The following is a 21,312-nucleotide window of genomic DNA, read 5'->3' as shown; positions in this document are numbered from 1 at the left end:
GCGGCCGCAAGCCGGTCGGCGACTGCTCATTATATGCAAATGCCACGCGCCGCCGGCAATCCGCCGCGGCCTGCGCAGCGCATGACATTTCGGTAAGGCCTCAGGGGATTTCGTACACCATCATCCGGTCGGCGATGCCGCGCAGCGCCGCGTGCTTCTGGATCGGCGCGATCTTTGCGCTGCGCAGGATGTCGGCGACGCCCGGGCTCTCGATCACCGGCGCGGTGAGGTGGATCTCCTGCGCGGTCGACAGGCTCTGCACGCGGGCGGCGATGTTGACGGTCTGGCCGAAATAGTCCTGGCGGTCGTTCAGCATCACCGCGAGGCATGGCCCCTCATGGATGCCGATCTTGACCACGAGATCCTCAGTGCCCCGCTCGGCGTTCAGCCGCTGCATCGCCGCGCGCATGCGCAGGCCCGCGGCGAGCGCATGCTCGGGCTTGATGAAGGTCGCCATCACGGCGTCGCCGATCGTCTTCACCACCGCGCCCTTCTCGGCGTTGATGATCTCCAGCAGCGCGCGGAAATGGGCGCGCACCAGGTCGAACGCCGCGAGGTCGCCGACGCGTTCGTACAGCGCGGTCGAGCTCTTGAGGTCGGTGAACAGGAATGTCAGTGAGGTGATCTTCAGCCGCTGGTCGATGTTGAGATTGTCGGCCTTGAACACGTCGCGGAAGGTCTGGTTGGACAGGATGCGCTTGGCGGTCAGGAACGGCCGGCGCTTGCCGAGGAGATGGTGGAGCGCATCGCCGGCGATGAACACCGTCGGCAGCGTCCGTACGCCGGCCTGATTGTCGAGCGCCAGCCGCAGCGGGCCTGGACGCAAGGTGACCGAACCGGTCGGAGGATGCGTCTTGTTGAACAGCAGCCCGAGTTGCTGGCGCTCCCTGGTCGGCTCGCCCTGAACGTCGATGAAATGCGCAGAATGCGTCACCGGCTCGAAGATGATGATGAAATCCGACGGGAGCTGCAGCGATAGCACCGCCTTCTCGCCGGCCGGCAGCTCGAGGGCATCGAGGGTCACTTGCTCGCTCAGCGAAGCAAAGGACTCCCGATCCAGGTCGATGCCGGAGCTCCAGAAGATCTGCTTATAATACTCCCAGAGCGTCAGCGTGTTGGGATCGTGGGCTGCGATGCGCCTGACCTTGGAGGTCACGGTGAAGGCAACCTCGACCTGCTCGTCGACGGAGGGCTCGTAGCCGCACGCGCATAATCCGCAATGGTAATCGTCATGGCGGAGGGATTTCAGCGTGGCGTGCGCATCGAGCACGCCGCTGCAGCCGGGACACAGGACGTTCCAGGTGAGATCGAACAAGCCGATCCGTGCCGCATGGAGGAAGCCGGAGATGACCTGCTCCTCGTCGAGACCTGCGCGCGCGGAGAACTCGAGGGCGTTGATGCGGTTGAGCTCGTGATCTTCGCCCGACTCGATCAGCCGTATGATCGCGTCGGCGACGGCCGGATGGGCGGTCTGCTTCAGAACCGAAAGCTGGGCCTGGATGTCGCTCATGCCCGGCTAAGATGGGACTTGGCAAACCCGCAAGCAAGTGCCGAGCGTGGCTGCCGCGTGGCGGTCAGACCTCCATCCTGGGCGTGATCTTGAACAGGGGCGACCGGTCCGGCTGCGTCGTCACCACGCCCACCGGCAGCACCGGCGCGCGGTCGACGAGCTCGATCCTGAAGGCGCCGACCAGCCGCGCCAGCGCCAGCACGGCTTCGACGAGCGCGAAATGCGCCCCGATGCAGACCCGCGCGCCGGCCCCGAACGGCAGATAGGCGAAGCGCTCCGGCGGCGGCGCGCCCGGCACGAATCGCTCGGGCTTGAAGGCGTTGGGGGCATCCCACAGCTTCTCGTGCCGGTGCAGCAGCCACGGCGAGATCAGCACGACGTCGCCGCGCTTCACGGGGAACGCGGCGATCCGGTCCGGGCCGCCGGCGGCGCGCGCGATCAGGAACGCGGGCGGATAGAGCCGCAATGTCTCGTCCAGCACGGCGCGCGTGAACGGCAGTTGATCGGGGTCGCTGAGATCGGTCGCGGCGCGCGCCTCCTGCGCCAGCCTGTCCTGATTGGCTGGATCCAGCGCGATCAGATACAGCGCCCAGAACAGTGCCGTTGCCGTGGTCTCATGGCCGGCGAGGATCATGGTCGCGACCTCGTCGGCGAGTTGTGCGTCGGTGAACGCCGCGCCGGTCTCGGGATCGCGTGCCGCGCCCATCAGGTCGAACAGGTCGCGCGGCGGTGCGTCCTCCAGCTTGCCGGCGGCGCGGCGCTCCGCCATCAGCATGGCGACGAAGGCGGTCCAGCGCTTGCGGAACCGCCGGCGCGCGACATCGCGCGGTGTCGGCCAGGACAGCGGCAGCACGATGTCGAGCAGATGCGGGCTGGCCAGCCGCGCGCCATATTCGTAGACGAAATCGCGCAGGGTGGCGCCGTGGCGGCCCATCTCGAACGAGAACATCGTGCGGCCGGCGATGTCGAGCGTCATGCGCTGCATGATCTCGCGCAGGTCGAGCGGCTGCCCGCACTGCTGCCTCAGCCTGGTGACGGTCTCGTCGCTCACCGCGACCATGTGCGGGATGAGGCCGGAAACGGCGCGTGGCGTGAAAGCCGGCGCGAGCGTCCGGCGCTGGTGCTTCCACGCCTTGCCTTCGGCGATCAGCAGCCCCTCGCCGAGCACCGGACGCAGCACGCGGATGGCGCCGACGGTGCGGCCGTAGTTCTCCCAATTGTCGACCAGGACATGCTTGATCGTATCGGGCGTATTGAGAATGTAGCTGGAGCTGCCGAAGAAGCGGCCGCGAATGATGTCGTCCTCATAGGCGCGCTGGCTCCAGGTCGCGATCGCGTTGTCGCCCATCATCAGCACGCGGCGCAGCGCGCCCATGCTGTCCGGCGCCCGCGGCGGTGTTGGCGGTATCAGCGGCAATCGTGCCTGCGGCAGATAATGGACGTCGGCGGTACTCATTCACGGCCTCTCGACGCTGTCACGAGCCTGGAACCATCGATCGGCTGCATTGCGACCAACCGAGTCCCCGGCTGCAGGCCGCGCCGGGCCGCCGAGCAAGGACGGTCTTCTGCCAGAGGTAACGCTGTCATCTCGCTCGCAATGCGAGAGGGAGAGCGCGATTCCGCGCTCTTCGAGGCTGTGATGTACCATCATACTCCGGCAACTAATTAGTCAGCTCGATCATTGCAATCCTGCTCTCAGATGCTGGCCAAAGACGGGCGGCGATGCGTTCCTCGTTGAACAGTCCAGTGACGCTGCGTCCGACGTCGCCCGCCGGCAGCCGCAATGTCGTTGCGGCATCGGTCGGTATTCCCTTCTGTATGTCGGCAGGTTCCTTGCCGTCGAGCAGCACGATGTCGCGGGGCAGGCCGAAATAGCCGCGCGGCCTGATCATGATGAGGATCGCTCCAGCGCCGGCATCGGCCTTGCCGAGCGGCCGCGCCGCGCGCAGATGCACGACGTCGGACGAACGCGGGAATGGCGAGCGGTAGAAATGCGTGATCGGCGCGCCCGGCGACGTCAGCACGATCTCGAGATAGGACGTCGGATCGACCTCCGCGGGACCCCAGCGTCCGTCGGCGCCGGTCTGGCCGCGATACACCGGCTCGCCATTGCGTGCGCCGGTCTCGCTCGAGACGCGATAGACCTCCACGCTTGCGCCCGCCACCGGGCGATTGGTCGGCGCGCCGCCCGGCGTTGCCGTCACCAGGCCGCTGATCCGCACCTGCGGCTCCGGCTGGATCGCGATCTGCGTCGGCTCTCGGCCGGCGATGAACTTATAGATCTCCCGGAACGCGCGCGGATGGAACGCCACCTCGCGATGGTCGAGCGCGCCGATCACCAGATTGGTCGCGCCTTTCAGCGCCGGCCCCTCGGCCGTGATGCCGGTGGGGACACCGGGCTTGCCGACGAGGCGGCCGTCAGCCTGGGCATATTTGTCGAGGCCATCGCTGCGCAGCGTCAGGAAGGCGGTGCCCTCCGTCACCTCGCTGTCGCCGGCATTCAATCCGCGCAGGAACGGGCCGCGGCCGTTGAATTCGCTGCCGGGGCTATCCTCCCAGTCGAACACGCCATGATTGGGCGTGCCGCACAGCACGGCATGACTGACATCGGCGCCGCCGCCGTTCTTCACCACATTGCGGATCGCGTTGCCGCCGCGCGAGCTGCCGACCAGCGCGATCCGCGCCGCCCCCGTGCGCTCCTTGAGCGCCTTGATCTGTTCGGAGAGCTCGCGGCGCTGGTCCTCGGTCGACGAGCGGTTCGGCTGCGCCACGGAATCGTCGTTGCGCGCCAGCGGGTCGGTGAAGTCCAGCGCAGCGAGGCGCGTGCGCGGCACGCCGTCGGATTCCATCCGCCACAGCGTGGTCATCCATAGCGCCGCGTGATCGCCATTGCCGTGGACGAACAGCACAGGCGGCATCTCGCCGGCCGCGGCTGCCGCCGTTTGCGCGCGCGCTGGTAAGGTCAGGCCGCTCGTGAGCAGGGGCAAGGTTCCCATGCTCTTCAAAATGGTGCGGCGCGTCAGATTCATCGGCGGTCTCCCTTTGGTCTTGTTCATGTCGTGTTCGTTGGCCGCGGTCCCTGATGCGAGCGCTCTGGGCACTGGACAGCGGCAGACATTCGCAGGCATCACATAGGTCCGGCCGGAATCAAGCGATAGTTCGATGCGATCTTATCGGAGGCGACCTGGCGACGTGGACGGACCCGCATGAATGCGCCGCAGAAACGTGAGCTGTTCGCGGCCGAGAGCATCGCCGCGCCGCTCCGGCACGCGGTGTTCCGCCGCATCTGGCTGGCGAGCCTGCTGTCGAACCTGGGCCTGCTGATCCAGGCGGTCGGCGCCGCCTGGGCGATGACGCAGATGACGTCGTCGGCCGACAAGGTGGCGCTGGTGCAGACCGCCTTGATGCTGCCGGTGATGTTCATCTCGATGCCCGCCGGCGCGATCGCCGACATGTACGACCGGCGCATCGTCGCGCTGGTCGCGCTCGCGGTCGCGCTCGGCGGCGCCACCACCCTGACGGTGCTGGCATGGTACGGGCTGGTGACGCCCGAGCGCCTGCTGGCGCTGTGCTTCGTCATCGGCAGCGGCATGGCGCTGATGGGGCCGGCCTGGCAATCCTCGGTCAGCGAACAGGTGCCGCCGGAGACGCTGCCGGCCGCGGTCGCGCTGAACGGCATCAGCTACAACATCGCGCGCAGCTTCGGACCTGCGATCGGCGGCGTCGTGGTCGCGGCCGCCGGCGCGGTCGCGGCGTTCGCGGCCAATGCGCTGCTGTATCTGCCGCTGCTCGCGGCGCTGTTCCTGTGGCGGCGCGTGGTGGAGCCGAGCCGGCTGCCGCGCGAGCCGCTCAACCGCGCCATCGTCTCCGGCGTCCGCTACATCGTCCATTCGCCGTCGATCCGGATCGTGCTGATCCGCACGCTGGTCACCGGCATCATCGGCGGCTCGATCTCGGCGCTGATGCCGCTGGTCGCGCGCGACCTGCTGCATAGCGGCGCGCAGACCTACGGCATCATGCTCGGCGCCTTCGGCATGGGCGCGGTGGTCGGCGCGCTCAACATCGGCGAGATCAGGAAGCGGCTGTCGGGCGAGGCCGCGATCCGCACCTGCGCGCTCACCTTGGGCGCGGCCACCGCGGCCGTCGCGCTCAGCACCGCGCCGGTGCTGACGGCGGCGGCGCTCGTCATCGCCGGCGCGGTGTGGATGCTCGCGGTGGCGCTGTTCAACATCGGCGTGCAGTTGTCGGCGCCACGCTGGGTCGCGGGCCGCGCGCTCGCGGCATTCCAGGCGGCGATCTCCGGCGGCATCGCGATCGGCAGTTGGGGCTGGGGACGTCTCACCGACGCCGCCGGCGTCGAGGTCGCGCTGCTGGCGTCGGGAGCGCTGATGATGGTGTCGCCGCTGCTCGGCCTGTGGCTGCGGATGCCGCCGATCGGCGCCCGCAACGAGGATGGCGAGACCCTGGCCGATCCGGAGGTGCAGCTCGAGCTGACGCCGCGCTCGGGGCCGCTGGTGGTCGAGATCGAGTACCGCGTCGCCGAGGACAATGCCCGCGCCTTCCACGACCTGATGCAGGACGTCCAGCTCAGCCGCCAGCGCAACGGCGCCTATGGCTGGTCGATCGCGCGCGACATCGCCGATCCCGAGCTCTGGACCGAGCGCTATCACTGTCCGACCTGGATCGACTATCTGCGCCAGCGCAACCGCTCGACCCGCGCCGAGCGCGAGCTGCACAAGCGCGCGATCGATTTCCACATCGGGGCCGACCCGGTGCGCATCCGCCGGATGCTCGAGCGTCCGTTCGGCTCGGTCCGCGCCAAGGAGGATATCGATCGCACCGCCGAGCAGGCGCCCGCCGTTGCGACGGGTGCCCGCAGCGGGCCTTAGTTGGGCGCTTACTGCCCGTGCTCGGTCAGCACCTTGTCGCAGGCCTTGGACAGCTTGGCGCGGTGTTCCTTGAGACAGGCCAGCACCGCCTGGTCGCCGTTGTTCATCACGGCGCGGCAATGCCGTGACACGTCGCGCGCGCACGCGTCCTGACCGGGCTGCTGCTGGGCCGAGGCGGTCGACGCGATCAGCACCAGGGGGATGATCAGTGTGAGTTTGTTCATGACTGGCGCCTCGCTCCCGGCATTGAAGGTTTGGCGGCGCTTTTAGTGCTCACAACCGGGCCTCGCAAGCGCCCCGGTCGCAGCCGGGGCGCGCAGGCGGGAGCCGGAAGCGTTCTCAATTGGCGTCGGCCGCCTCGGCGACCTTGCCGTTGCGCCTGGACAGCTCGCGGTCGAGCACGACGCGGCAGCCGGAGCTCAGCGACGAGCGGTTCTTGATCATGCAGGCGGTGATCGCCGGGATGTTGGGGATCTCGCTGCTGCACAGCCGGAAGGCGTCGCCGGTGCACATCTGCTGCGCCTCGGCGCTGAAGGCGAAGCTCGCGGTCGAGGACAAGGTCGAGACGGCGGCAAGGCTGACGACCGTCAGGACGGCCTTGCGCAGCAGGTTGGTCGAATTCGTCATGGCTGGCTCCCATTGGCGCCGCATGTCGCGGGCCGCGTTTCAATGCGCCCATCATGGTCCGATCCCGCTCGAGCAACCGTGATGCCGGTCACGCCAGATCCGGCGGCTCAACCCTGCCCGGCAGGTTCGGCAGGCCGATGGCCGCGGCGACATGTCGCTCCGGTCAACTGCCGGTCTCGCGCCGGCATCATCCTGGAAATCTTGGCTGATCCTGCCCGTGTTGGCACCGCGTTAAGGATTCGTTGGCACTAATGGAAGCTAATCGAAGCAGGCGGACAGCGTTGCGTCCGCCATCGAGTGTCTCGCGTTTTCGGGAAGAGTAACCATGCGTCATGCGTTAGGCTTGCTGCTGGCCACCGTCGTCGCGGCGTTGGCGATCACCGGTGTCTGGTACTACGTATCGAAGCCCAGCGCCGCCAAGGCCGCCGCGCAGAGCGCAGCGGCGAAGCCGTCCGAGCCGGCGCCGCCTCCGGCGCGCGTTGCCGCCAAGGCCAGCGCGAAGGATGATGTCGAGACCACCGGCACCATTCCCACGCGCACGGCCGCGAGCGTGCCGGCGCCGGTGCAGCCCAGATCGACCTGCGCCAATCCGGACGCGCTCGGCATCTCCCGCACCGTCATGGTCGACACGTCAGGTGGCCCCGGCTTCGGCCTCGACCACTTCAAGCAGTTCGACTTCCTCGCCGACCGCGAGGTGGTGCTGACCTTCGATGACGGCCCGTGGCCGGTCAACACGCCGGCGGTGCTGAAGGCGCTGGCCGACGAATGCACCACCGGCATCTTCTTCTCGATCGGCAAGCATGCGACCTATCATCCGGAGATCCTGCGCCAGGTGCTGGCCGCCGGTCACGTGGTCGGCGTGCACACCTGGTCGCACGCCAACCTGAACGGCAAGAAGATGACCGACGAGATGGCGAAGGAGGAGCTGGAGAAGGGCTTCAGCGCGGTGAAATTTGCGCTCGGCACCAACCCGGCGCCGTTCTTCCGCTTCCCGCAGTTGCAGCACCGGCCGTCGGCGGTGGCCTATCTCGGCAGCCGCAACATCGCGATGTTCTCCTGCGACGTCGACAGCTTCGACTTCCGCTCCAAGGACGCCGACCAGGTCGTCAACACCGTGATGGCCGGGCTCGACAAGAAGGGCAAGGGCATCATCCTGATGCACGACTTCCAGAAGAACACGGCGCTGGCGCTGCCGACCCTGCTGCGGCGGCTCAAGGCCGGCGGCTACAAGGTGGTCGCGATGAAGCCGAAGGGCACGCTCGACACGTTGCCGGAATATGACGCGATGATCGGCCAGGATCCGAAGCTGCCGACCACGATGACCAATGCGCGGCCGATCTCGAGCGTGATCCAGACCATCTCGCAGTGATCGCTGCATGACCTCTGCGCGCGAAAGGCCGGGCGTTCGCCCGGCCTTTTTCGTTTGTCCTCTGTTGCCGGCCGCTCACCAATAGATGCCGTGGCGATGCAGCTCGCGGACGATGCGGGCTTCGGTCCAGCCCTTGCGGCGCGTCCGGTCGGAGCGCGCCGATTTCGACCGCCGCGATGATCGCTGCACCGAGCCCGGCTGCGGTGCCGGCGCCGCAGTGGCGGCGGGCTGCAGCGGCGACGGTGCGGCGGCCGGAGCCGCTGGCGCGACCGGTGGCGCAGCGGGCGGGTCGATGGGCTGGGTCTGGGCCGCGACGGCCGGAACGGGCGCCGGGGTGACGGTGACCTCGCCGGCCTGCTGGACGTAGGTCGGCCGCGGCGCCCGCGCGGCGGCGTCGTTCGACGACAGCGACAGGCTGCGTGTCCCCTCGGCCCGCGCGACCGTGGCGGAGGCGAGCACCATGGCTCCGATCAGGATCATCTTGCGCATCGAGTAAGCTCCCCTTTGTTGGCTGCGGGAAGTTTAGCCGCCAGCGCGGCGGCTCGATGTGACCGCCGTCACACTCGGCATTGCGCGCGCGAATGGAGCCGTATGCCGGCACACGGCAGTGCGGATCGGCGCACCATCTTTCTCGAAACCTTTTCCAGCGCCGCGGCGATGTCCGTTCAGGACGAGGGAGCTCGGGACGAGCCCTCCGGAAGTCCACCGGCTGCAGCGCTTGGGCGGTGAGCACCGCGGCGGTCGGGCAGATTCGGCGTCTGCTACCAAATTACCGTCACGAGGAGGTGGTCCATGGTGCCGGTGAGATCTCCGTCTTGAGGTATGATCGTATGCATGTGTACTGTTCGTTGGTGCTGTTCAGAAGATTCGCCGAATCCGATAGGGAGAGCGATCGATTCGGAGGAAGGATGCGCGCATGCGCCGGGTGATCGTTGCAGTGTTCTTGGCGGCCGTGACGCCGCTGACCGCCAGCGGGCAGGGCCCGGCGCAGTCCGGCGACAATGTCGAGGAGATCTACATCGCGCGCAGTGTGCGCCAGGGCCGTGTCGTGCCGTCGGATTTCTGCGCGCCGACCAAGACCGGCTTCGCGCCGGCGCTGGAGGATCAGCTCTCGATCCGCTCCGTCGGGGTCCGGCCCGCTGACGGCCGCATGACCGAGACCGGCGACAAGAGCATTGGCGAGATGCGGGTCTGTATCGGTCAGGCGATGGATCCGACCCTGCTCGGCACCTACACCGAAGGCCAGCTCAACGGCATCGCATTCACCGGCATCGGCGACTGCCGGCTGGTGCGCGGCAATCTGCCGGAGGACGGCCTGCTCACCCACCGCTGCTTCCTGGCGCTGTCGGGCTTGCCGGAGCCGTATGTCGGCGGCTTCCTGGTCTCCAGCTCGCTGTATTCGAAGACGCCGTTCGGCACGGAAAGCTCGCCCCCGGGCTACGCCCAGGCCGGCATCCTGATCATCCGCCTGTGGAAGAAGCGACTGCCCTGAGGCAGCCGCCTTCGATCGCCGTCCCGACCAGCGCTCAGGCCGGCGAGAAGGTCTGCACGAAGGCACGCACCGTCGCGGACACCTTGTCCTCCGAGACGTGCCAGGCGGCGCCGTCGTCGGCAGCGAAGAAGCTCGACGCGTTCGAGCCGGCCCAGCGGAATACCTCGAACGACGGCCAGTACCAGATGTCCTCGAGGTTCGCATTGTTGACGACCTCGTGCGCGACCAGCCGCATCGTGCTCTTCGACAGACAGTCGGCCTGCACCACCGATTCATATTCGAACGAGGTCAGGAGCGGCACCGGCGACACGGTGACGATCACCTTGATGCCCGGCCGGATGCTGCGGATGAACTCGATCAGATAGAGGACGTTGTCGACGTTCTCCTGCACGCTGGCGGTGCGGAACTTGTACTTCTCCGCCAGCGCCCGCGAGTTCAGCGCGGTCGGCCGCGGCAGCACGAAGGCGCCGGTCTCGCGGTCGAAGAAGGCCGCGGCGACGCCGAGCGTGAGGATGAACACGTCGGCCTGCTTGATGACCGCCAGCGTATTCTCCGGGCTCGATCCCGGCGGCAGCAGCTCGACGATGCGCTCGCGGATCTCCGGATCGATCTTGGCGCCGCGCAGCCAGTCGACGAACACGCGGTTGGCGAAGGTCGTGTTGATGTACTCCGAGATCTCCATGTGGTGGCTGTTGTAGCCGCTGTCGTTGAGGCTCTTGGAGAGGTTGCGCGCGAAGCACGAGCCCATGGTGAAGAAGCGCGTGCTCTTGTCGAGAAACTTTGGCGCGGCGGCGAGGTTCACGGCGATGTGGCTGGTGATCAGCGTCTGCAGATCGCCGAGGAAGTCCTTGGTCTCCGGATAGCGGCCGACCTTGGCGCGGCCTGCCTTGGCGTCCTTGACCTTGCCCTTCTTGGCGTTCGTGCGCGCCAGATCCAGCGTCTCGCGGTTGAGCGGGTTGTCGTAGGCGGGGTTGAGCTTGATGGCCTTCTCGAGCGCCGCCACCGCCTCCTCGAACTCGTTGTTCTGGGTCAGGATCTCGCTGAGCGAGAAATAGTCGGCGGCCTCGTTGGAGGCTGCCGCGAGCTTGCGGAACAGCTCCATCGAGCGCGTGAACGGGCCGACATGGCTGCAGCGCACGGCGGCGCTGCGGATCAGGTGCAGATTGCCTTCGGTGGCCTGCTCGAAGATCTCGGGGTTCTCGTCGAGGATCGCCAGCATCATGTCGCGCGCCTCGGCGCGCTTCTTGTGCGAGCCGTCGTCGATCAGCTGCGCATAGATGAAGCGCGCGTTGATGTCCTTGGGGTCGAGCTCGAGCAGCTTCTGGAACGCGAGCTGCGCGCTGACGAAATCCTTGTCCTCGATATATTTGTAGGCGAGCGTCCGGATCTGGCCGACGATCGATTGAAACTGCGTGTGGCTGTCGAGGGCAGTGGTGCTCATGTCGCGGGTTCGCCTTTGTCTCGCGTTGCGTCGTCGGCCGTTGGTCCGGCGCCGTAGCCGGCAGCCGGTGCATCGCCAGTGCCGGTCGAATCGTCACGCGCACAGGCGCCGTGCCCTCGCGAGAGACGTCCCACCATGACCGCTGGATACTGATCGCCACCGGCCCTGCCGCTGGCGTACGCCCGAGCGCAACCGGCACCTGCGGGATTCGAACGCGACGGACGCGCTCGTCCGGATCGCCGCCAGCCGCCAGTGCGGGCATTCATCCCGCCGCTCGCGCCGGACGATGGCGCGATTTGGGTTAAGCAATTGTTAACCGGGAGGCGGCGGCGGAAAAGGGAGGAAGGTCGGGGATCATGCCGCAAGAGGGACCCCCATCCTTCACAATGACCTTTGAGCATTCCGAACGGGTGGCTGGTCTACAAGCTGCGTGCGCGGCACGCACAAGGTTACGAAGTTACGCAGACCTTCCGCGCTCGATGCGCGTCATCGGCGGAAAATTGCCGGGCGATACGACGAAGGGCAGGTAACCTGGCAACAAACTTATTTGGTACCAGCGCGAGGCGCCCTATGGGTGCTTCGTATAGAATTTCAAGATCAGGGAATTCACGGAGCCAGTCCCTTTTTTACTACTTAAGGAAATCGTCTTTCCCCCACCTAAGCCATTGAGTACAAATTCGAATTCTGAATGGCGAAATATTATTCAAGAAGCCTCTTGCACACCGATCGCGAGTCCCTCACACATCTCTTGCCCCCCGAAGACATGAGTTGCTTTCCTCAATGGAGAACTGCGCCATGTCTGACCATCCCGAACTACACGTTAAATTCTTGGGTTTGAGCCTGAGTGCCAAAGGCGCCATGGCGATCGCTGCCGCCATGGTGATCGTGCTGGCCGTCTTGGGATTCTATCGGTTTTGACCAGATGCCGACCACCGACTTCATCCGCTCGAGATCGATCACATGCGCACGCAGTAAGCCGCCAGCGGCGGGAGATCCTCCAGCCGCAAAAGGCAGGCATAGCCACAGCGTCGGTCGAAGCGCTGTTAGAACGGATGCAAGGTGGGCGAGCCCTGCGAGCAGAGGGACAGCTTAGTTGGAGAAATCCGCATGACGGGGAAGACCTGCATCTCAGGCAAAAGGATCAACGGCACACCCTCTAACCGGCGCTTAAGAAGGATGACCGTCATGCTGCGTGTATGGTGCGTTTTTGTTCCTCCTCTCCGCAGCTCCATCAACGACTTGAAAAAAGTGCAAATATAGTCGCGAAAACAGTGGGATAAGGAGCGCCATTTTGCGCTTGCTCTCGAGCCGCAAATAGCAGACAGATTCTTTGCGCTTCCGTAGCTCTCGTAATTTTAAATGGAGAGCTATGCCATGAGTTACCCACCTAAATTTCAAATCAGGTTTTGGAAGATCGACGTCAGCGCCGAAGGGGTGCTCGGGATATTCGCCGCGTGCTTTCTCGTGATCTTCCTTGTCGCCGCTTACAGGTGGTTCTAAGAGAGTTGACGATCTGGGAGTTACGGTGATGCTGCACTTTTCTTCGCGTACTTCTAACTGGCGAAGGTCAAGTAGAGACCGCTCGACGTGCTCGTGAAGAAAGTCGCCTAGGCCATGAATTATATGGCGACCTACTCGCCCGCCCGTATGGTGAGAGCGCAAGCGATCGATTCCGAATACCCGAAAAACTCTTGACGCCACCCCCAAATCAGTGATTTTATTCCGCCATCCTGCTTCGCCGAGAGGGGCGTATCGCGATCGTCACGGCACGTGAGGCGGGGATGCGGTGGCCGCGGCTTTGTCAGGCGCTTTTGCGCGACGACTGACGAGGTGCGGACGGCGAAGTCGCGTGGTCCTGGCGCCCCGATGCTGGCGTCAAGGTCGCGGCGTTCATGACGAGCGCTGCGGGCGACGGGGGCAAGACAGCCGGTCCCCGGGGAGATCGCGTATAAGCCGTAAAGCCATCGCGCGGGGAAGGCCGGATGTTCGGCCGTACCTGTGGTTCTGCCGCGTGCTTTTTTGCTGCACGCGGACCGCGGGTGCGACCAGCACCCGGCCTTCCCCGCGCCCTCTCATTCAAGAGGACGCCAGATTGCAGCAGAACTCGGGCCGAACCGGCCGCGAGGCTGCGGTGGCATGGGCGCGAGCAAGGCTGCGACGAGCGGCAGGCTGTTTGACAGGGTTGATCGGATCATAACGCGGGGCTTAGCCGGAGCACCGGGGGGCTCAAACGCCCGGCTTCGCCAAGGGGCTACGCCGGGCACGCTTCGCCCTACGGGCTACGGCCTGGCTGCGCCACGCGAAGCCCGAAGGGCGAAGCGTGGTGCCGCAAGAGGGCGCCTCGCTATAGGCGCATCCCACTGACTTAGCTTATGTATTTTTGTGCGATTTCAACGAAAGCCAACGAAAAGGCCAACATTTTCCGCGGCCACGGCCGAACGATCCCGACCGCCGCGCAGATTTGTCGCTGCGCGTGCGTGTGGCGGATTGAACACCGATGCCGGGTGCGCTCCGAAGGCGAAGGCCAGACGTGCGAATCGTGTCGCGTGCGCCACTTCGGTACCAAACTGAGCCGTCTTTGCGCCCGAGGCACCGACCAGCGTGCGCAGGAGCGCGCTTTCGATCCCATGATGCGAAGCTCTTTCGCGTCCACTTCCACGCATTGGGCGAGCGCGCGGAGGTAGTCGCGCCGGTAGCTCTTCGAGTCAGTCCTCATGCGTTTGCGGGCATGGCTGGCGAGGTTTTGATTGCCTGGGGTGTGATGCTCGGCCCAGCCCGATCCAGCGCACCCTCAGCCTGCTCTGCGCCAGCGCGGGCTCTTGTTGCGCTGCGCCTTCAGCGCCGCCCGCACATGCTGGGTCTCCAGGCAGATCGCCGGCAGGCGAAGCTTGAGCAACTCGGGATGCAGCCACGGCAGCAGCGCCCCGGCCTCGTGGCCGACCCGCCTTAAGCGGCCGAGATATGCCGCCAGTGCTCCCCTGACCGCATTCGGGTCGGTCATCACCGCGACCTCCAGCAGCACTTCGCCCTTGTCGTCGACCACGCAAATCGTGGTTCGATCCATGCCGACATCCAGCCCGCAGAAGAACTCCATTGCGCGCCTCCTGTGTGGTCGAGAGCGCTCATTCTGCATGGCCGCCGCTGTCGCGTCAGCTGACGGACGGTCAGGCCGATTACGGACGGCAGTCCTAATCGTTCGAGATCCACACCTACTCGGTCGGTAAGGTTGGGTATTGTCGATAGCGGACCAGGAGGCGGACAAGGCAATGCCGACGCGAATGACCCTAAGCTGACCTCGCCGGCGGGACCACGGCCTTACGCCCAAGGAGCACAACCATCGCAGCCAAAAGCTGGATGCAAGCGACAATCCCGAACGCCGTTCCATAACCCGAAGTCGCATCGCGGAGAGCACCAACAATGGCTGGCGCGAACGCAAATACTGCCTGATTGATGGCAACGATCAGCGCAACCACCGCCACCACATCCTTACGATCGAACTCCTTCTGCGCGATCAATGGCGGCAAAGTCGTAAGATTCCCGATGCCAAATCCGAAGATGACGCAGCCAAATGTCAGTACGATCCATCCGTTGCCGAAGATGAGCAGCAGAACTCCTACGGTCTGAACCGCGAAGTTAATGGCTGCGGCGATCCGCCGGTCGTGATCTCCGATCCACCATCCCGTCAGAGTCCGTCCGATTACTGCACATGCCGTCGCTAGACTGAGAAGCAGGCCCGCAGTTGTCGCACCAACATCGGGAGTGAGGCGGGAGACCAAGTGTGACAGAAGGCCGATCTGCGCAAACAAGCCAAGCGCAAACGCCGCCGAAAGCGTGAGGAATCCCGGCATACGAATAATGCTAGAATGAGATAGTCTCGTTGTCGGTTTCGCGACAACCGTAGGCACTCCGTTGCCATCGGGAGAGAGACCAAGGCTGGTGGGGGACAGCCTGAAATATCGAATAGAAATCCAACCCATAACGCCGAGGGCAACAATGGACACGGCCAGCGCCGCGGTTTGAAAGCCGAGCCAATCGATCAAGAAGAGCCACAAAGGCACGAACAGACCCCCCCCCGACACTTGCGCCATTGAACGCCAGACTCATCGCCTTCGGGCGATCGCGCTCGAACCATCTGGCGACAATGGCGTTTAGGGCAGCACCACTTGTAGCGGCCCAACCTCCCGCACTCGGAATGGCCGCTAAGAAGAGTTGCCACGGCTCCCACGATCTGGACCATCCGATCAACCCGATGGCCATCAGAAGAGCACCGCCCAGTGTCGTCCCGGCAATCCCAATTCTGCGATGAATGTCGGGCAAATACGCGACCAGGAGCGCACTCAGCACGAAATGAAAGGTAATGGCAGCTGAGATTTCCGAGATGGACCATCCGCGCGAGGAGTGCAGAGTCGGAAGAAAGACCGAAGGACCATAGAAGCCGATGCCCCAAGCGAGCACCGCCAAGGTAAAGGCAGCCCATGCCACCGACCAACCAACGAAATGCTGCTCGTCACCCATTGTCTCGCTCACTCATGCTGATAGGTTGATGGCGTCGTAGCAATTGGAGCGTGTTGTGGCTCGCCGGAATCGGACTCCGTCGTCGGCTTTAACGGACATCGGGAGGCTTGATCCCGTTGTATGCGAACGTGCCCGAGTGAGTCGCGACAAGAGCTATGACGGCCTGTTCTTCTCAGGCGTCCGAACCACGAGGATCTATTGCAGGCCGGTGTGCCCGGTGCGCCCTGCCAAGGCCGAAAACGTGACGTTTTATCTTTCGGCAGCTGCAGCTGAGCAGGAGGGATTTCGACCATGCCTCAGATGCCGCCCCGAAACGGCACCGTTCTCTCCAGCCTGGAAGGGCTCACGGACGACAGTTGAGCGCGCCCTACGTCTGATTAGCAGTGGTGCACTAGACGATGCGAACATCCAAACACTCGCAGAACGTCTCGGCATCGGACCGCGGCATCTATCACGCCTATTCAAAAAATATGTCGGCGCAAGTCCCGCCCAAGTCGCGCGAACGGGGCGTGTTCAACGAGCAAAGCGTCTTTTGGACGAGACGAAGCTTCCGATGACCGAGGTCGCACTTAGATCAGGGTTCTGCAGCCTACGGCGTTTCAACAGTGTGTTTGCTGAGGTATACAAGCGTCCACCGACTTCGATCCGGCGGGCGAAGGCTTGATCCGTTAATACGAACCCGCCCGACGTCTGATGTTGTCCCATCTGGGACCTTCGGGCCGGCGCCTGGAACGCCTACTGCTGGATACAACCGGACGTAAGTTACTGGCCGACCGGAAGGTGGCTTTTGACCGATTCCGTTGAAAAAGTCGGCGGTAGTTTCATCGTGAACGCCAGCTGTTCCGAGGACGCGTTGGCTTGGTGGGGGAGTCACGCGGGCATCGGGATCAGCTTGGCCATTTTACGAAGATTCTGAGCGGCTGCAGCAAGGGTGAACTCGTCACGCGCGCCGTTCGGCCCTCTTAGTCGTAGCCGATCGAGCTTGAGAATGCGCTTGAGATGCGCGAACAGCATCTCGATCTTCTTGCGGAGCCGCCGTGAAGTGCGGCCCTCCCATGAGCTTGCGATCTCGCGTGCCATGTCGCGAGCGCCCTCATAGATCGAGCGTGGCACTTTCCGGGCCGGGGTGTTCGGGCTACACCTGCTTTTCAGAGAGCATGCTTGACAGTCGTGCTTGCTCGCGCGGTAGAGGATCGTCTTGTCGTCGTTCACCAGCGTTCCTGTGGTGGTGAGGGTTTTGCCACCGGGGCAGCGATAGACGTCCCCAGCATGGTCGTAAGTGAAGGCCTCACGCGAGAAGGTCCCGTCAGTGCGGGCCGACTTGTCGAAGACGGTCACGTGCGGCTCGATCCCGTGCTCGTAGACCAACCACCCGAGCATCTCAGCGGAGCCATAGGCGCTGTCGCCGAGAAGCCGGCTTGGATAAAGATCGAACCTTTCGAGTGAACGCTCGATCATGCGCTTGGCGGCCAACACTTCTGCCTGGCGGATCGCCGTGGTCGCCTCGACATCGACGATGATCGCGTTCTCGACGTCGACCAGATAGTTCGTCGAGTAGGCGAAGAAGGCTTGGCCGCCATGCGCTCCCGTCCAGCGCGCCGCCGGATCGGAGGGCGATACAAACTTGGGCGTGACCTCCGTCGCGGCACCGAACGCGGCATCATCAAGAGCAGCAAGGTACTCGTCGATCGCTCGGCCCGTGGCCTCCGGCGGAAGCCCCTTATCGCCTTCGATTCCCTTCTGCCGATTGGCATCCGCCTTGATCAGGCTCGCGTCGACCGCGAACCCTTCACCGCCAACCAGGCGCTCCCGGATACAGCGCCGCAAGACGGTCTCGAACACGCGGCGGAAGAGATCGCTCTCACGGAAGCGGCCGTGCCTGTTCTTCGAGAACGTCGAGTGATCGGGGACAGCTCCGTCCAGACCCAGCCGGCAAAACCAGCGGTATGCCAGATTGAGGTGGACTTCGTCACAGAGGCGCCGTTCCGATCGGATGCCGAAGCAGTAGCCGATCAGGAGCATCCTGATCATCAGCTCCGGATCGATCGAGGGCCGCCCGATGTTGCTGTAGAACGGTGCCAACTCCCGTCGCAGGTCCTCGAGGTCGACGAACCTATCGATCGACCGCAGGAGGTGGTCGGCTGGAACGTGCTTTTCTAGGGAGAACTCATAGAACAACGCAGCCTGTTCGACTTGCCGATTCCCCATCATGACCTTCAGTCCTGCCAATTAGACAGACTGAATCATCGATCTCTCTGCGTCGCAACTGCCGACTTTTTCAACGGAATCGACCCTGAGCAGACATCCCGGTCAGATGCGGACTGATAGTACTCAATGGACCTTTGCATCAGCCCCAATATGCTCGACGGATCGCATCGTATTCTTGAGGTGTTCGGCGCGTTCGCGGACCAGCCAATAGATCAAGCCTCCGATCGCGCCAGAAATCAGAACTGGGAGTCCGTTTGCCTCTAGGGCCAGCGCGAAGCCTTCCGTGAAGCTTGGATGACCGCGCGCGGGGAATAGGCCTCCCAAGCAACCCCAAGCGAGGATCGTTGCGAGAGCCGAACCGCTGGCGCTGTAGACTGGTCCTCCAAAAGGCAGCCATCGCGACATCCCCGTGATCAAGCACCAAGGCAAGAACATCAGCAAAAGCGCCAACGCAAAGACATAGGGCCAAACCTGCAAGGTCTCGCTCCCAACTTCAATGAGGTTCAGCCCTTTTCCTGCCGGATCGCGGGAGTCGCGACAGGCCATCCAAACGGTGAAGACTGCTGATGACGTTGCGCTCGCGGCAAAATAAGCCGCCAAGCGGGCCACTATCCTCATGCCTTCGTTCCCCTCTGATGCCCGGATCATCTGGATGATTGCACGGCTCCCTTTGAAAGCCCAGGTCGGCTTGTGGCCCGTTCCGGACCTTCCCGATGGCGCCGATGATGCCCCTTCTCGGGGTAGGGCCGGAAATCTGCATCCGAGGACCGATAGGCTGCTTGTGACCCTTAGCAGAAGAAGCTCCGAACTCTAACTAGCATCTTTGACGTGCATCTTCCAAATCTCACGGATCATGTGGAATTGGTCCGGGCCAACTTGCTCTTCATCACGATACTGAAGGTATTGCACAACTTCATCGCCGAAGCGCCCACCTTGCCTGTTGTGGGGTGGCTCAGCGGCACTGATCAAGATCGCCTCGACATGGTTCAGAATATCGGCCGGTTTTGTCTGCGTACGCAAAACTTCTTTTGCAAGCCTGTGCGTGTTCGTAACCCAACGCATTCCGTACCAAGAAAAGCGCGTCCATCTATCCGCGAGTGCATCGACCTTATGCTGTCTTAAGCGGAGAAATAGCCTTTGGTTATCATTAGCTCCGGCTTGGCAGACGTAGACCAATTTGAAATTGTCGTCGTAGAGACAATAGACACCTTGCTGTTCCCTGAAATCAACAACGTGGAATGCTGAACGTGCAGGATAACCCTTCAAGTGACCTGCAACTTTCGGCTTGCCCCAGAAGACATCATCCCTTCTCCATAGTAGGCCATAGTTTTGGATCAACATTTGGAGCCCCCAAAATCCGATAACTCTATCAGAGCCAAGCAATACCGAGAAGGTCCGCTGATGACCCATGGCTGCCGACTTGCGGCACTGCGGCAAGTCGGCAGTTATCTGGGATACACCGACCGTGGCGCCAACCCGTTTCGGAAGGACAACCCATGGCACGGCAGAGAGAGCCGTCAGGGCCATGCCATGTCGGTTATTCGAGGTTGTGCAGAAGAGATTTGCTCGGCATGAGAATTTCAGTCTTTGACCCTGAGCCGACCTCGCCACTACGGCCTGATCGAAAACATTCGCGATATTGGAAGCTGCAGCTATCCGGGCCTATTCGTTGAGGCACTTGAACGGGTCGATGGGATTGCGGCATGAGAGGTCCCAGCGGCCAGAATAACGGCAGGACGACAGGATCATTTTCCGGCCATCGCCTTCCAATGCGATGGTGCACGGCTCTTCATCCAGTTCGATACCACGATCTGTCATTTTCCAGACACCATCGATGGACTCCGCTTCTCCAGTGGGCTCCAGGACGAAGCCTGAAAGCTCTCCGCCTTCAAGCAAGCAGATCTTGACCAGCCACTTTCTGCCCCGCGCGCCCGTTGGTCTGTCGTCAACGTTCAACGTCCAACAACCTTGAACGCTGTTCGCCGTCAGATCTTTGGCCACGGCATCGTGCAAAAACGCGCCGCTCAGACAAAGCAAGACGGCAATCCTGCTCAATGCGCCCGACACGCGCAGAAAGTATAACGATGAAGTCACACTCATGAACATCTCTTAGATGATCACTATCAATGCGGAGACATGATCATTGGACCAAATCAAGAGTTGTTCCACCAGTGCTCCAGCTACCCGCCGGTGGCCAGAACATTGTGACCACCTTAACCGCTTCCCAGCTCATCGTGATCTTCTCCACCAAGCAGGGCGACCTAGCTCATGAGATCCTGGTTGGGCAGATCGCCTTTCTTGGCGCATGGCTGCCAACTTACGGCCCCGCGGCAAGTCGCCTGTTATCTGGGGTACACCGGCCATAGCGCCACCCCATTTCTGAGGACAGTCCATGGCACGGCAGAGCAAGGCCGTCAGGGCTTTGCCACGTCGGTTATTTGAGATTGTGCCGAAGAGAATTGCTCGGCATGAGACTTTCCGTTTTTTGGCCCGCAACGGACAGTCCGCCCGCCTAGACCGACCGCATGCCCCCTGACGTATTTTGCACGTCAATATCAAGAGTGCGGCAAAACGGCGCAATCTTGGGTAGACATTTTGACGCAGATACGGTAACTGGTTAACAGATCAGGCATATTGATACCGACTTAATGCATTGAGGAATGCTTAGTGATTGACCGGCGGGATGAGTTGGAAGCTCTGCTGAAGCATGAGCGCCTCCAAAAGGTCCAAAATTATACTGCTCGAGGAAGACGGTTCCAGCTGTTACCCGACACCGATTTGGTGAACTTCTGGGTGCTGACGATGAACCTTTGGGCGAACGGTTCAGGTGAATTCAAGTCGCAAGACCTGGATGATTGCCAATCTGAGATGATGCTGAGACGGATCGACCCACCTTTCGATCGCGTGAGCCATGTATGGGAACGTGTCGCTCAGAGAGCGGAGCTCCATCTCAACCTAATTGATAATGATCCGAAAGCTCGGGCTGTTGCGGAAGCATTGTTGGAAGAACAGCTGAAGAGTCTCCGCCAGCAAGTTGGCCGCCCAAAGCATTAGAGAGCGGAACGCCTGTTGTCGCGCTTCTTTGTACTGCTGGAAAACACTCTTACGGCGACGTCGCTTGTTGGCCCCTCGCGGACCTTTTCAGTCGGGACGGTGACGTCTGCTCCCGGAGGCCGACCGGAAGCAAGCCGTCCAGGGGCAAAAGGACCGGCTTTGACCTAAACCGGACCTTCGTTCGCACCGCTGTCATTTTGGGGTTGC

Annotated in this window: 18 protein-coding genes and 2 pseudogenes; 6 read left to right on the top strand and 14 right to left on the bottom strand. The window is 63.2% G+C overall.

What is annotated here, in order from left to right; genetic code table 11:
• Positions 1-100 precede the first annotated feature (100 nt).
• The 3 genes from QW845_RS06665 to QW845_RS06655 all read right to left on the bottom strand — a co-directional run bounded on the left by QW845_RS06665 (position 101) and on the right by QW845_RS06655 (position 4,539).
• Complete coding sequence (locus QW845_RS06665) at positions 101-1,510, bottom strand: adenylate/guanylate cyclase domain-containing protein (RefSeq protein WP_315800816.1); 1,410 nt, start codon at positions 1,508-1,510, stop codon at positions 101-103.
• Positions 1,511-1,574: 64 nt separating this feature from the next.
• A complete protein-coding gene (locus tag QW845_RS06660) occupies positions 1,575-2,966 on the bottom strand; it encodes a cytochrome P450 (RefSeq protein WP_315800815.1) in 1,392 nt (463 codons plus the stop codon).
• A gap of 205 nt (positions 2,967-3,171) precedes the next feature.
• Positions 3,172-4,539, bottom strand: coding sequence for a hydrolase (locus QW845_RS06655; protein WP_315800814.1), 1,368 nt, complete (start codon positions 4,537-4,539; stop codon positions 3,172-3,174).
• Between the two features lie 177 nt (positions 4,540-4,716).
• Here QW845_RS06655 and QW845_RS06650 point away from each other — a divergent pair, with 177 nt between their 5' ends.
• The gene (locus QW845_RS06650) at positions 4,717-6,399 is read left to right on the top strand and encodes an MFS transporter (RefSeq protein WP_315800813.1); all 1,683 of its coding nucleotides are present in this window, start codon (positions 4,717-4,719) and stop codon (positions 6,397-6,399) included.
• Positions 6,400-6,407: 8 nt separating this feature from the next.
• Here the strand turns inward: QW845_RS06650 and QW845_RS06645 are convergent, their stop codons facing one another.
• Both QW845_RS06645 and QW845_RS06640 read right to left on the bottom strand, forming a co-directional pair.
• Entirely contained in the window at positions 6,408-6,623 is a 216-nt protein-coding gene (locus tag QW845_RS06645; protein WP_315800812.1) for a cysteine rich repeat-containing protein, read from the bottom strand.
• Positions 6,624-6,738: 115 nt separating this feature from the next.
• Positions 6,739-7,026 (bottom strand): hypothetical protein, encoded by a 288-nt coding sequence (locus QW845_RS06640; protein WP_315800811.1) that lies wholly within the window; start codon positions 7,024-7,026, stop codon positions 6,739-6,741.
• 325 nt (positions 7,027-7,351) lie between these two features.
• Here QW845_RS06640 and QW845_RS06635 point away from each other — a divergent pair, with 325 nt between their 5' ends.
• Entirely contained in the window at positions 7,352-8,395 is a 1,044-nt protein-coding gene (locus QW845_RS06635; protein WP_315800810.1) for a polysaccharide deacetylase family protein, read from the top strand.
• A 75-nt stretch (positions 8,396-8,470) separates the two neighbouring features.
• On the opposite strand, the gene QW845_RS06630 is transcribed toward QW845_RS06635, so the two are convergent.
• Complete coding sequence (locus QW845_RS06630; protein WP_315800809.1) at positions 8,471-8,884, bottom strand: hypothetical protein; 414 nt, start codon at positions 8,882-8,884, stop codon at positions 8,471-8,473.
• A 427-nt stretch (positions 8,885-9,311) separates the two neighbouring features.
• Here QW845_RS06630 and QW845_RS06625 point away from each other — a divergent pair, with 427 nt between their 5' ends.
• Positions 9,312-9,887 carry a hypothetical protein gene (locus QW845_RS06625; RefSeq protein ID WP_315800808.1) on the top strand — a complete coding sequence of 192 codons (576 nt, stop codon included), beginning with the start codon at positions 9,312-9,314 and terminating at the stop codon, positions 9,885-9,887.
• 34 nt (positions 9,888-9,921) lie between these two features.
• Here QW845_RS06625 and QW845_RS06620 read toward each other — a convergent pair whose 3' ends face one another.
• Positions 9,922-11,328, bottom strand: a complete 1,407-nt coding sequence (locus QW845_RS06620) for a GSCFA domain-containing protein (RefSeq protein WP_315800807.1) — start codon at positions 11,326-11,328, stop codon at positions 9,922-9,924.
• Positions 11,329-12,123: 795 nt separating this feature from the next.
• On the opposite strand from QW845_RS06620, the gene QW845_RS06615 reads away from it, so the two are divergent.
• Positions 12,124-12,246, top strand: a complete 123-nt coding sequence (locus tag QW845_RS06615; RefSeq protein WP_315800806.1) for a hypothetical protein — start codon at positions 12,124-12,126, stop codon at positions 12,244-12,246.
• Positions 12,247-14,137: 1,891 nt separating this feature from the next.
• On the opposite strand, the pseudogene QW845_RS06610 reads toward QW845_RS06615, so the two are convergent.
• The 3 genes and pseudogenes from QW845_RS06610 to QW845_RS34115 form a co-directional block, all read right to left on the bottom strand.
• A pseudogene (locus tag QW845_RS06610) lies at positions 14,138-14,422 on the bottom strand (IS110 family transposase); the annotation flags it as partial.
• 190 nt (positions 14,423-14,612) lie between these two features.
• Positions 14,613-15,368, bottom strand: a complete 756-nt coding sequence (locus QW845_RS06605; protein ID WP_315800805.1) for an MFS transporter — start codon at positions 15,366-15,368, stop codon at positions 14,613-14,615.
• Between the two features lie 31 nt (positions 15,369-15,399).
• Positions 15,400-15,843 (bottom strand): annotated as a pseudogene (locus QW845_RS34115) (MFS transporter); the annotation flags it as partial.
• Positions 15,844-15,898: 55 nt separating this feature from the next.
• Between QW845_RS34115 and QW845_RS06600 the strand changes: the two are divergent.
• Positions 15,899-16,507: a bifunctional transcriptional activator/DNA repair enzyme AdaA gene (locus tag QW845_RS06600; RefSeq protein ID WP_315800804.1), complete on the top strand. Its 609-nt coding sequence runs from the start codon at positions 15,899-15,901 to the stop codon at positions 16,505-16,507.
• Between the two features lie 206 nt (positions 16,508-16,713).
• Here QW845_RS06600 and QW845_RS06595 read toward each other — a convergent pair whose 3' ends face one another.
• From QW845_RS06595 to QW845_RS06580, 4 genes are all read right to left on the bottom strand, one after another.
• Positions 16,714-18,054 (bottom strand): IS1182 family transposase, encoded by a 1,341-nt coding sequence (locus tag QW845_RS06595; protein WP_315800803.1) that lies wholly within the window; start codon positions 18,052-18,054, stop codon positions 16,714-16,716.
• Between the two features lie 120 nt (positions 18,055-18,174).
• The gene (locus QW845_RS06590; RefSeq protein WP_315800802.1) at positions 18,175-18,651 is read right to left on the bottom strand and encodes a hypothetical protein; all 477 of its coding nucleotides are present in this window, start codon (positions 18,649-18,651) and stop codon (positions 18,175-18,177) included.
• Positions 18,652-18,861: 210 nt separating this feature from the next.
• Positions 18,862-19,578: a hypothetical protein gene (locus QW845_RS06585; RefSeq protein WP_315800801.1), complete on the bottom strand. Its 717-nt coding sequence runs from the start codon at positions 19,576-19,578 to the stop codon at positions 18,862-18,864.
• Between the two features lie 135 nt (positions 19,579-19,713).
• Positions 19,714-20,151 carry a hypothetical protein gene (locus tag QW845_RS06580; RefSeq protein ID WP_315800800.1) on the bottom strand — a complete coding sequence of 146 codons (438 nt, stop codon included), beginning with the start codon at positions 20,149-20,151 and terminating at the stop codon, positions 19,714-19,716.
• A gap of 567 nt (positions 20,152-20,718) precedes the next feature.
• Here QW845_RS06580 and QW845_RS06575 point away from each other — a divergent pair.
• On the top strand, positions 20,719-21,105 hold the full coding sequence (locus tag QW845_RS06575; protein WP_315800799.1) for a hypothetical protein: 387 nt from the start codon (positions 20,719-20,721) through the stop codon (positions 21,103-21,105).
• Positions 21,106-21,312: the final 207 nt, after the last annotated feature.

This window comes from Bradyrhizobium sp. SZCCHNS3002 (assembly GCF_032377435.1).
In the GTDB taxonomy this organism is placed as follows: domain Bacteria; phylum Pseudomonadota; class Alphaproteobacteria; order Rhizobiales; family Xanthobacteraceae; genus Bradyrhizobium.
The sequence above is the reverse complement of the archived record's forward strand: the minus strand, read 5'-3'. Positions and strand labels throughout refer to the sequence as shown.

Excerpts from the sequence above, each read along its gene's own strand:
- QW845_RS06650 (WP_315800813.1), top strand. The coding sequence starts at position 4,717 with ATGAATGCGCCGCAGAAACGTGAGCTGTTCGCGGCCGAGAGCATCGCC.
- QW845_RS06660 (WP_315800815.1), bottom strand. The coding sequence starts at position 2,966 with ATGAGTACCGCCGACGTCCATTATCTGCCGCAGGCACGATTGCCGCTG.
- QW845_RS06645 (WP_315800812.1), bottom strand. The coding sequence starts at position 6,623 with ATGAACAAACTCACACTGATCATCCCCCTGGTGCTGATCGCGTCGACC.
- QW845_RS06595 (WP_315800803.1), bottom strand. The coding sequence starts at position 18,054 with ATGATGGGGAATCGGCAAGTCGAACAGGCTGCGTTGTTCTATGAGTTC.
- QW845_RS06620 (WP_315800807.1), bottom strand. The coding sequence starts at position 11,328 with ATGAGCACCACTGCCCTCGACAGCCACACGCAGTTTCAATCGATCGTC.
- QW845_RS06635 (WP_315800810.1), top strand. The coding sequence starts at position 7,352 with ATGCGTCATGCGTTAGGCTTGCTGCTGGCCACCGTCGTCGCGGCGTTG.
- QW845_RS06665 (WP_315800816.1), bottom strand. The coding sequence starts at position 1,510 with ATGAGCGACATCCAGGCCCAGCTTTCGGTTCTGAAGCAGACCGCCCAT.
- QW845_RS06640 (WP_315800811.1), bottom strand. The coding sequence starts at position 7,026 with ATGACGAATTCGACCAACCTGCTGCGCAAGGCCGTCCTGACGGTCGTC.
- QW845_RS06585 (WP_315800801.1), bottom strand. The coding sequence starts at position 19,578 with ATGGCCCTGACGGCTCTCTCTGCCGTGCCATGGGTTGTCCTTCCGAAA.
- QW845_RS06655 (WP_315800814.1), bottom strand. The coding sequence starts at position 4,539 with ATGAATCTGACGCGCCGCACCATTTTGAAGAGCATGGGAACCTTGCCC.
- QW845_RS06615 (WP_315800806.1), top strand. The coding sequence starts at position 12,124 with ATGTCTGACCATCCCGAACTACACGTTAAATTCTTGGGTTTGAGCCTG.
- QW845_RS06580 (WP_315800800.1), bottom strand. The coding sequence starts at position 20,151 with ATGAGTGTGACTTCATCGTTATACTTTCTGCGCGTGTCGGGCGCATTG.
- QW845_RS06630 (WP_315800809.1), bottom strand. The coding sequence starts at position 8,884 with ATGCGCAAGATGATCCTGATCGGAGCCATGGTGCTCGCCTCCGCCACG.
- QW845_RS06625 (WP_315800808.1), top strand. The coding sequence starts at position 9,312 with ATGCGCCGGGTGATCGTTGCAGTGTTCTTGGCGGCCGTGACGCCGCTG.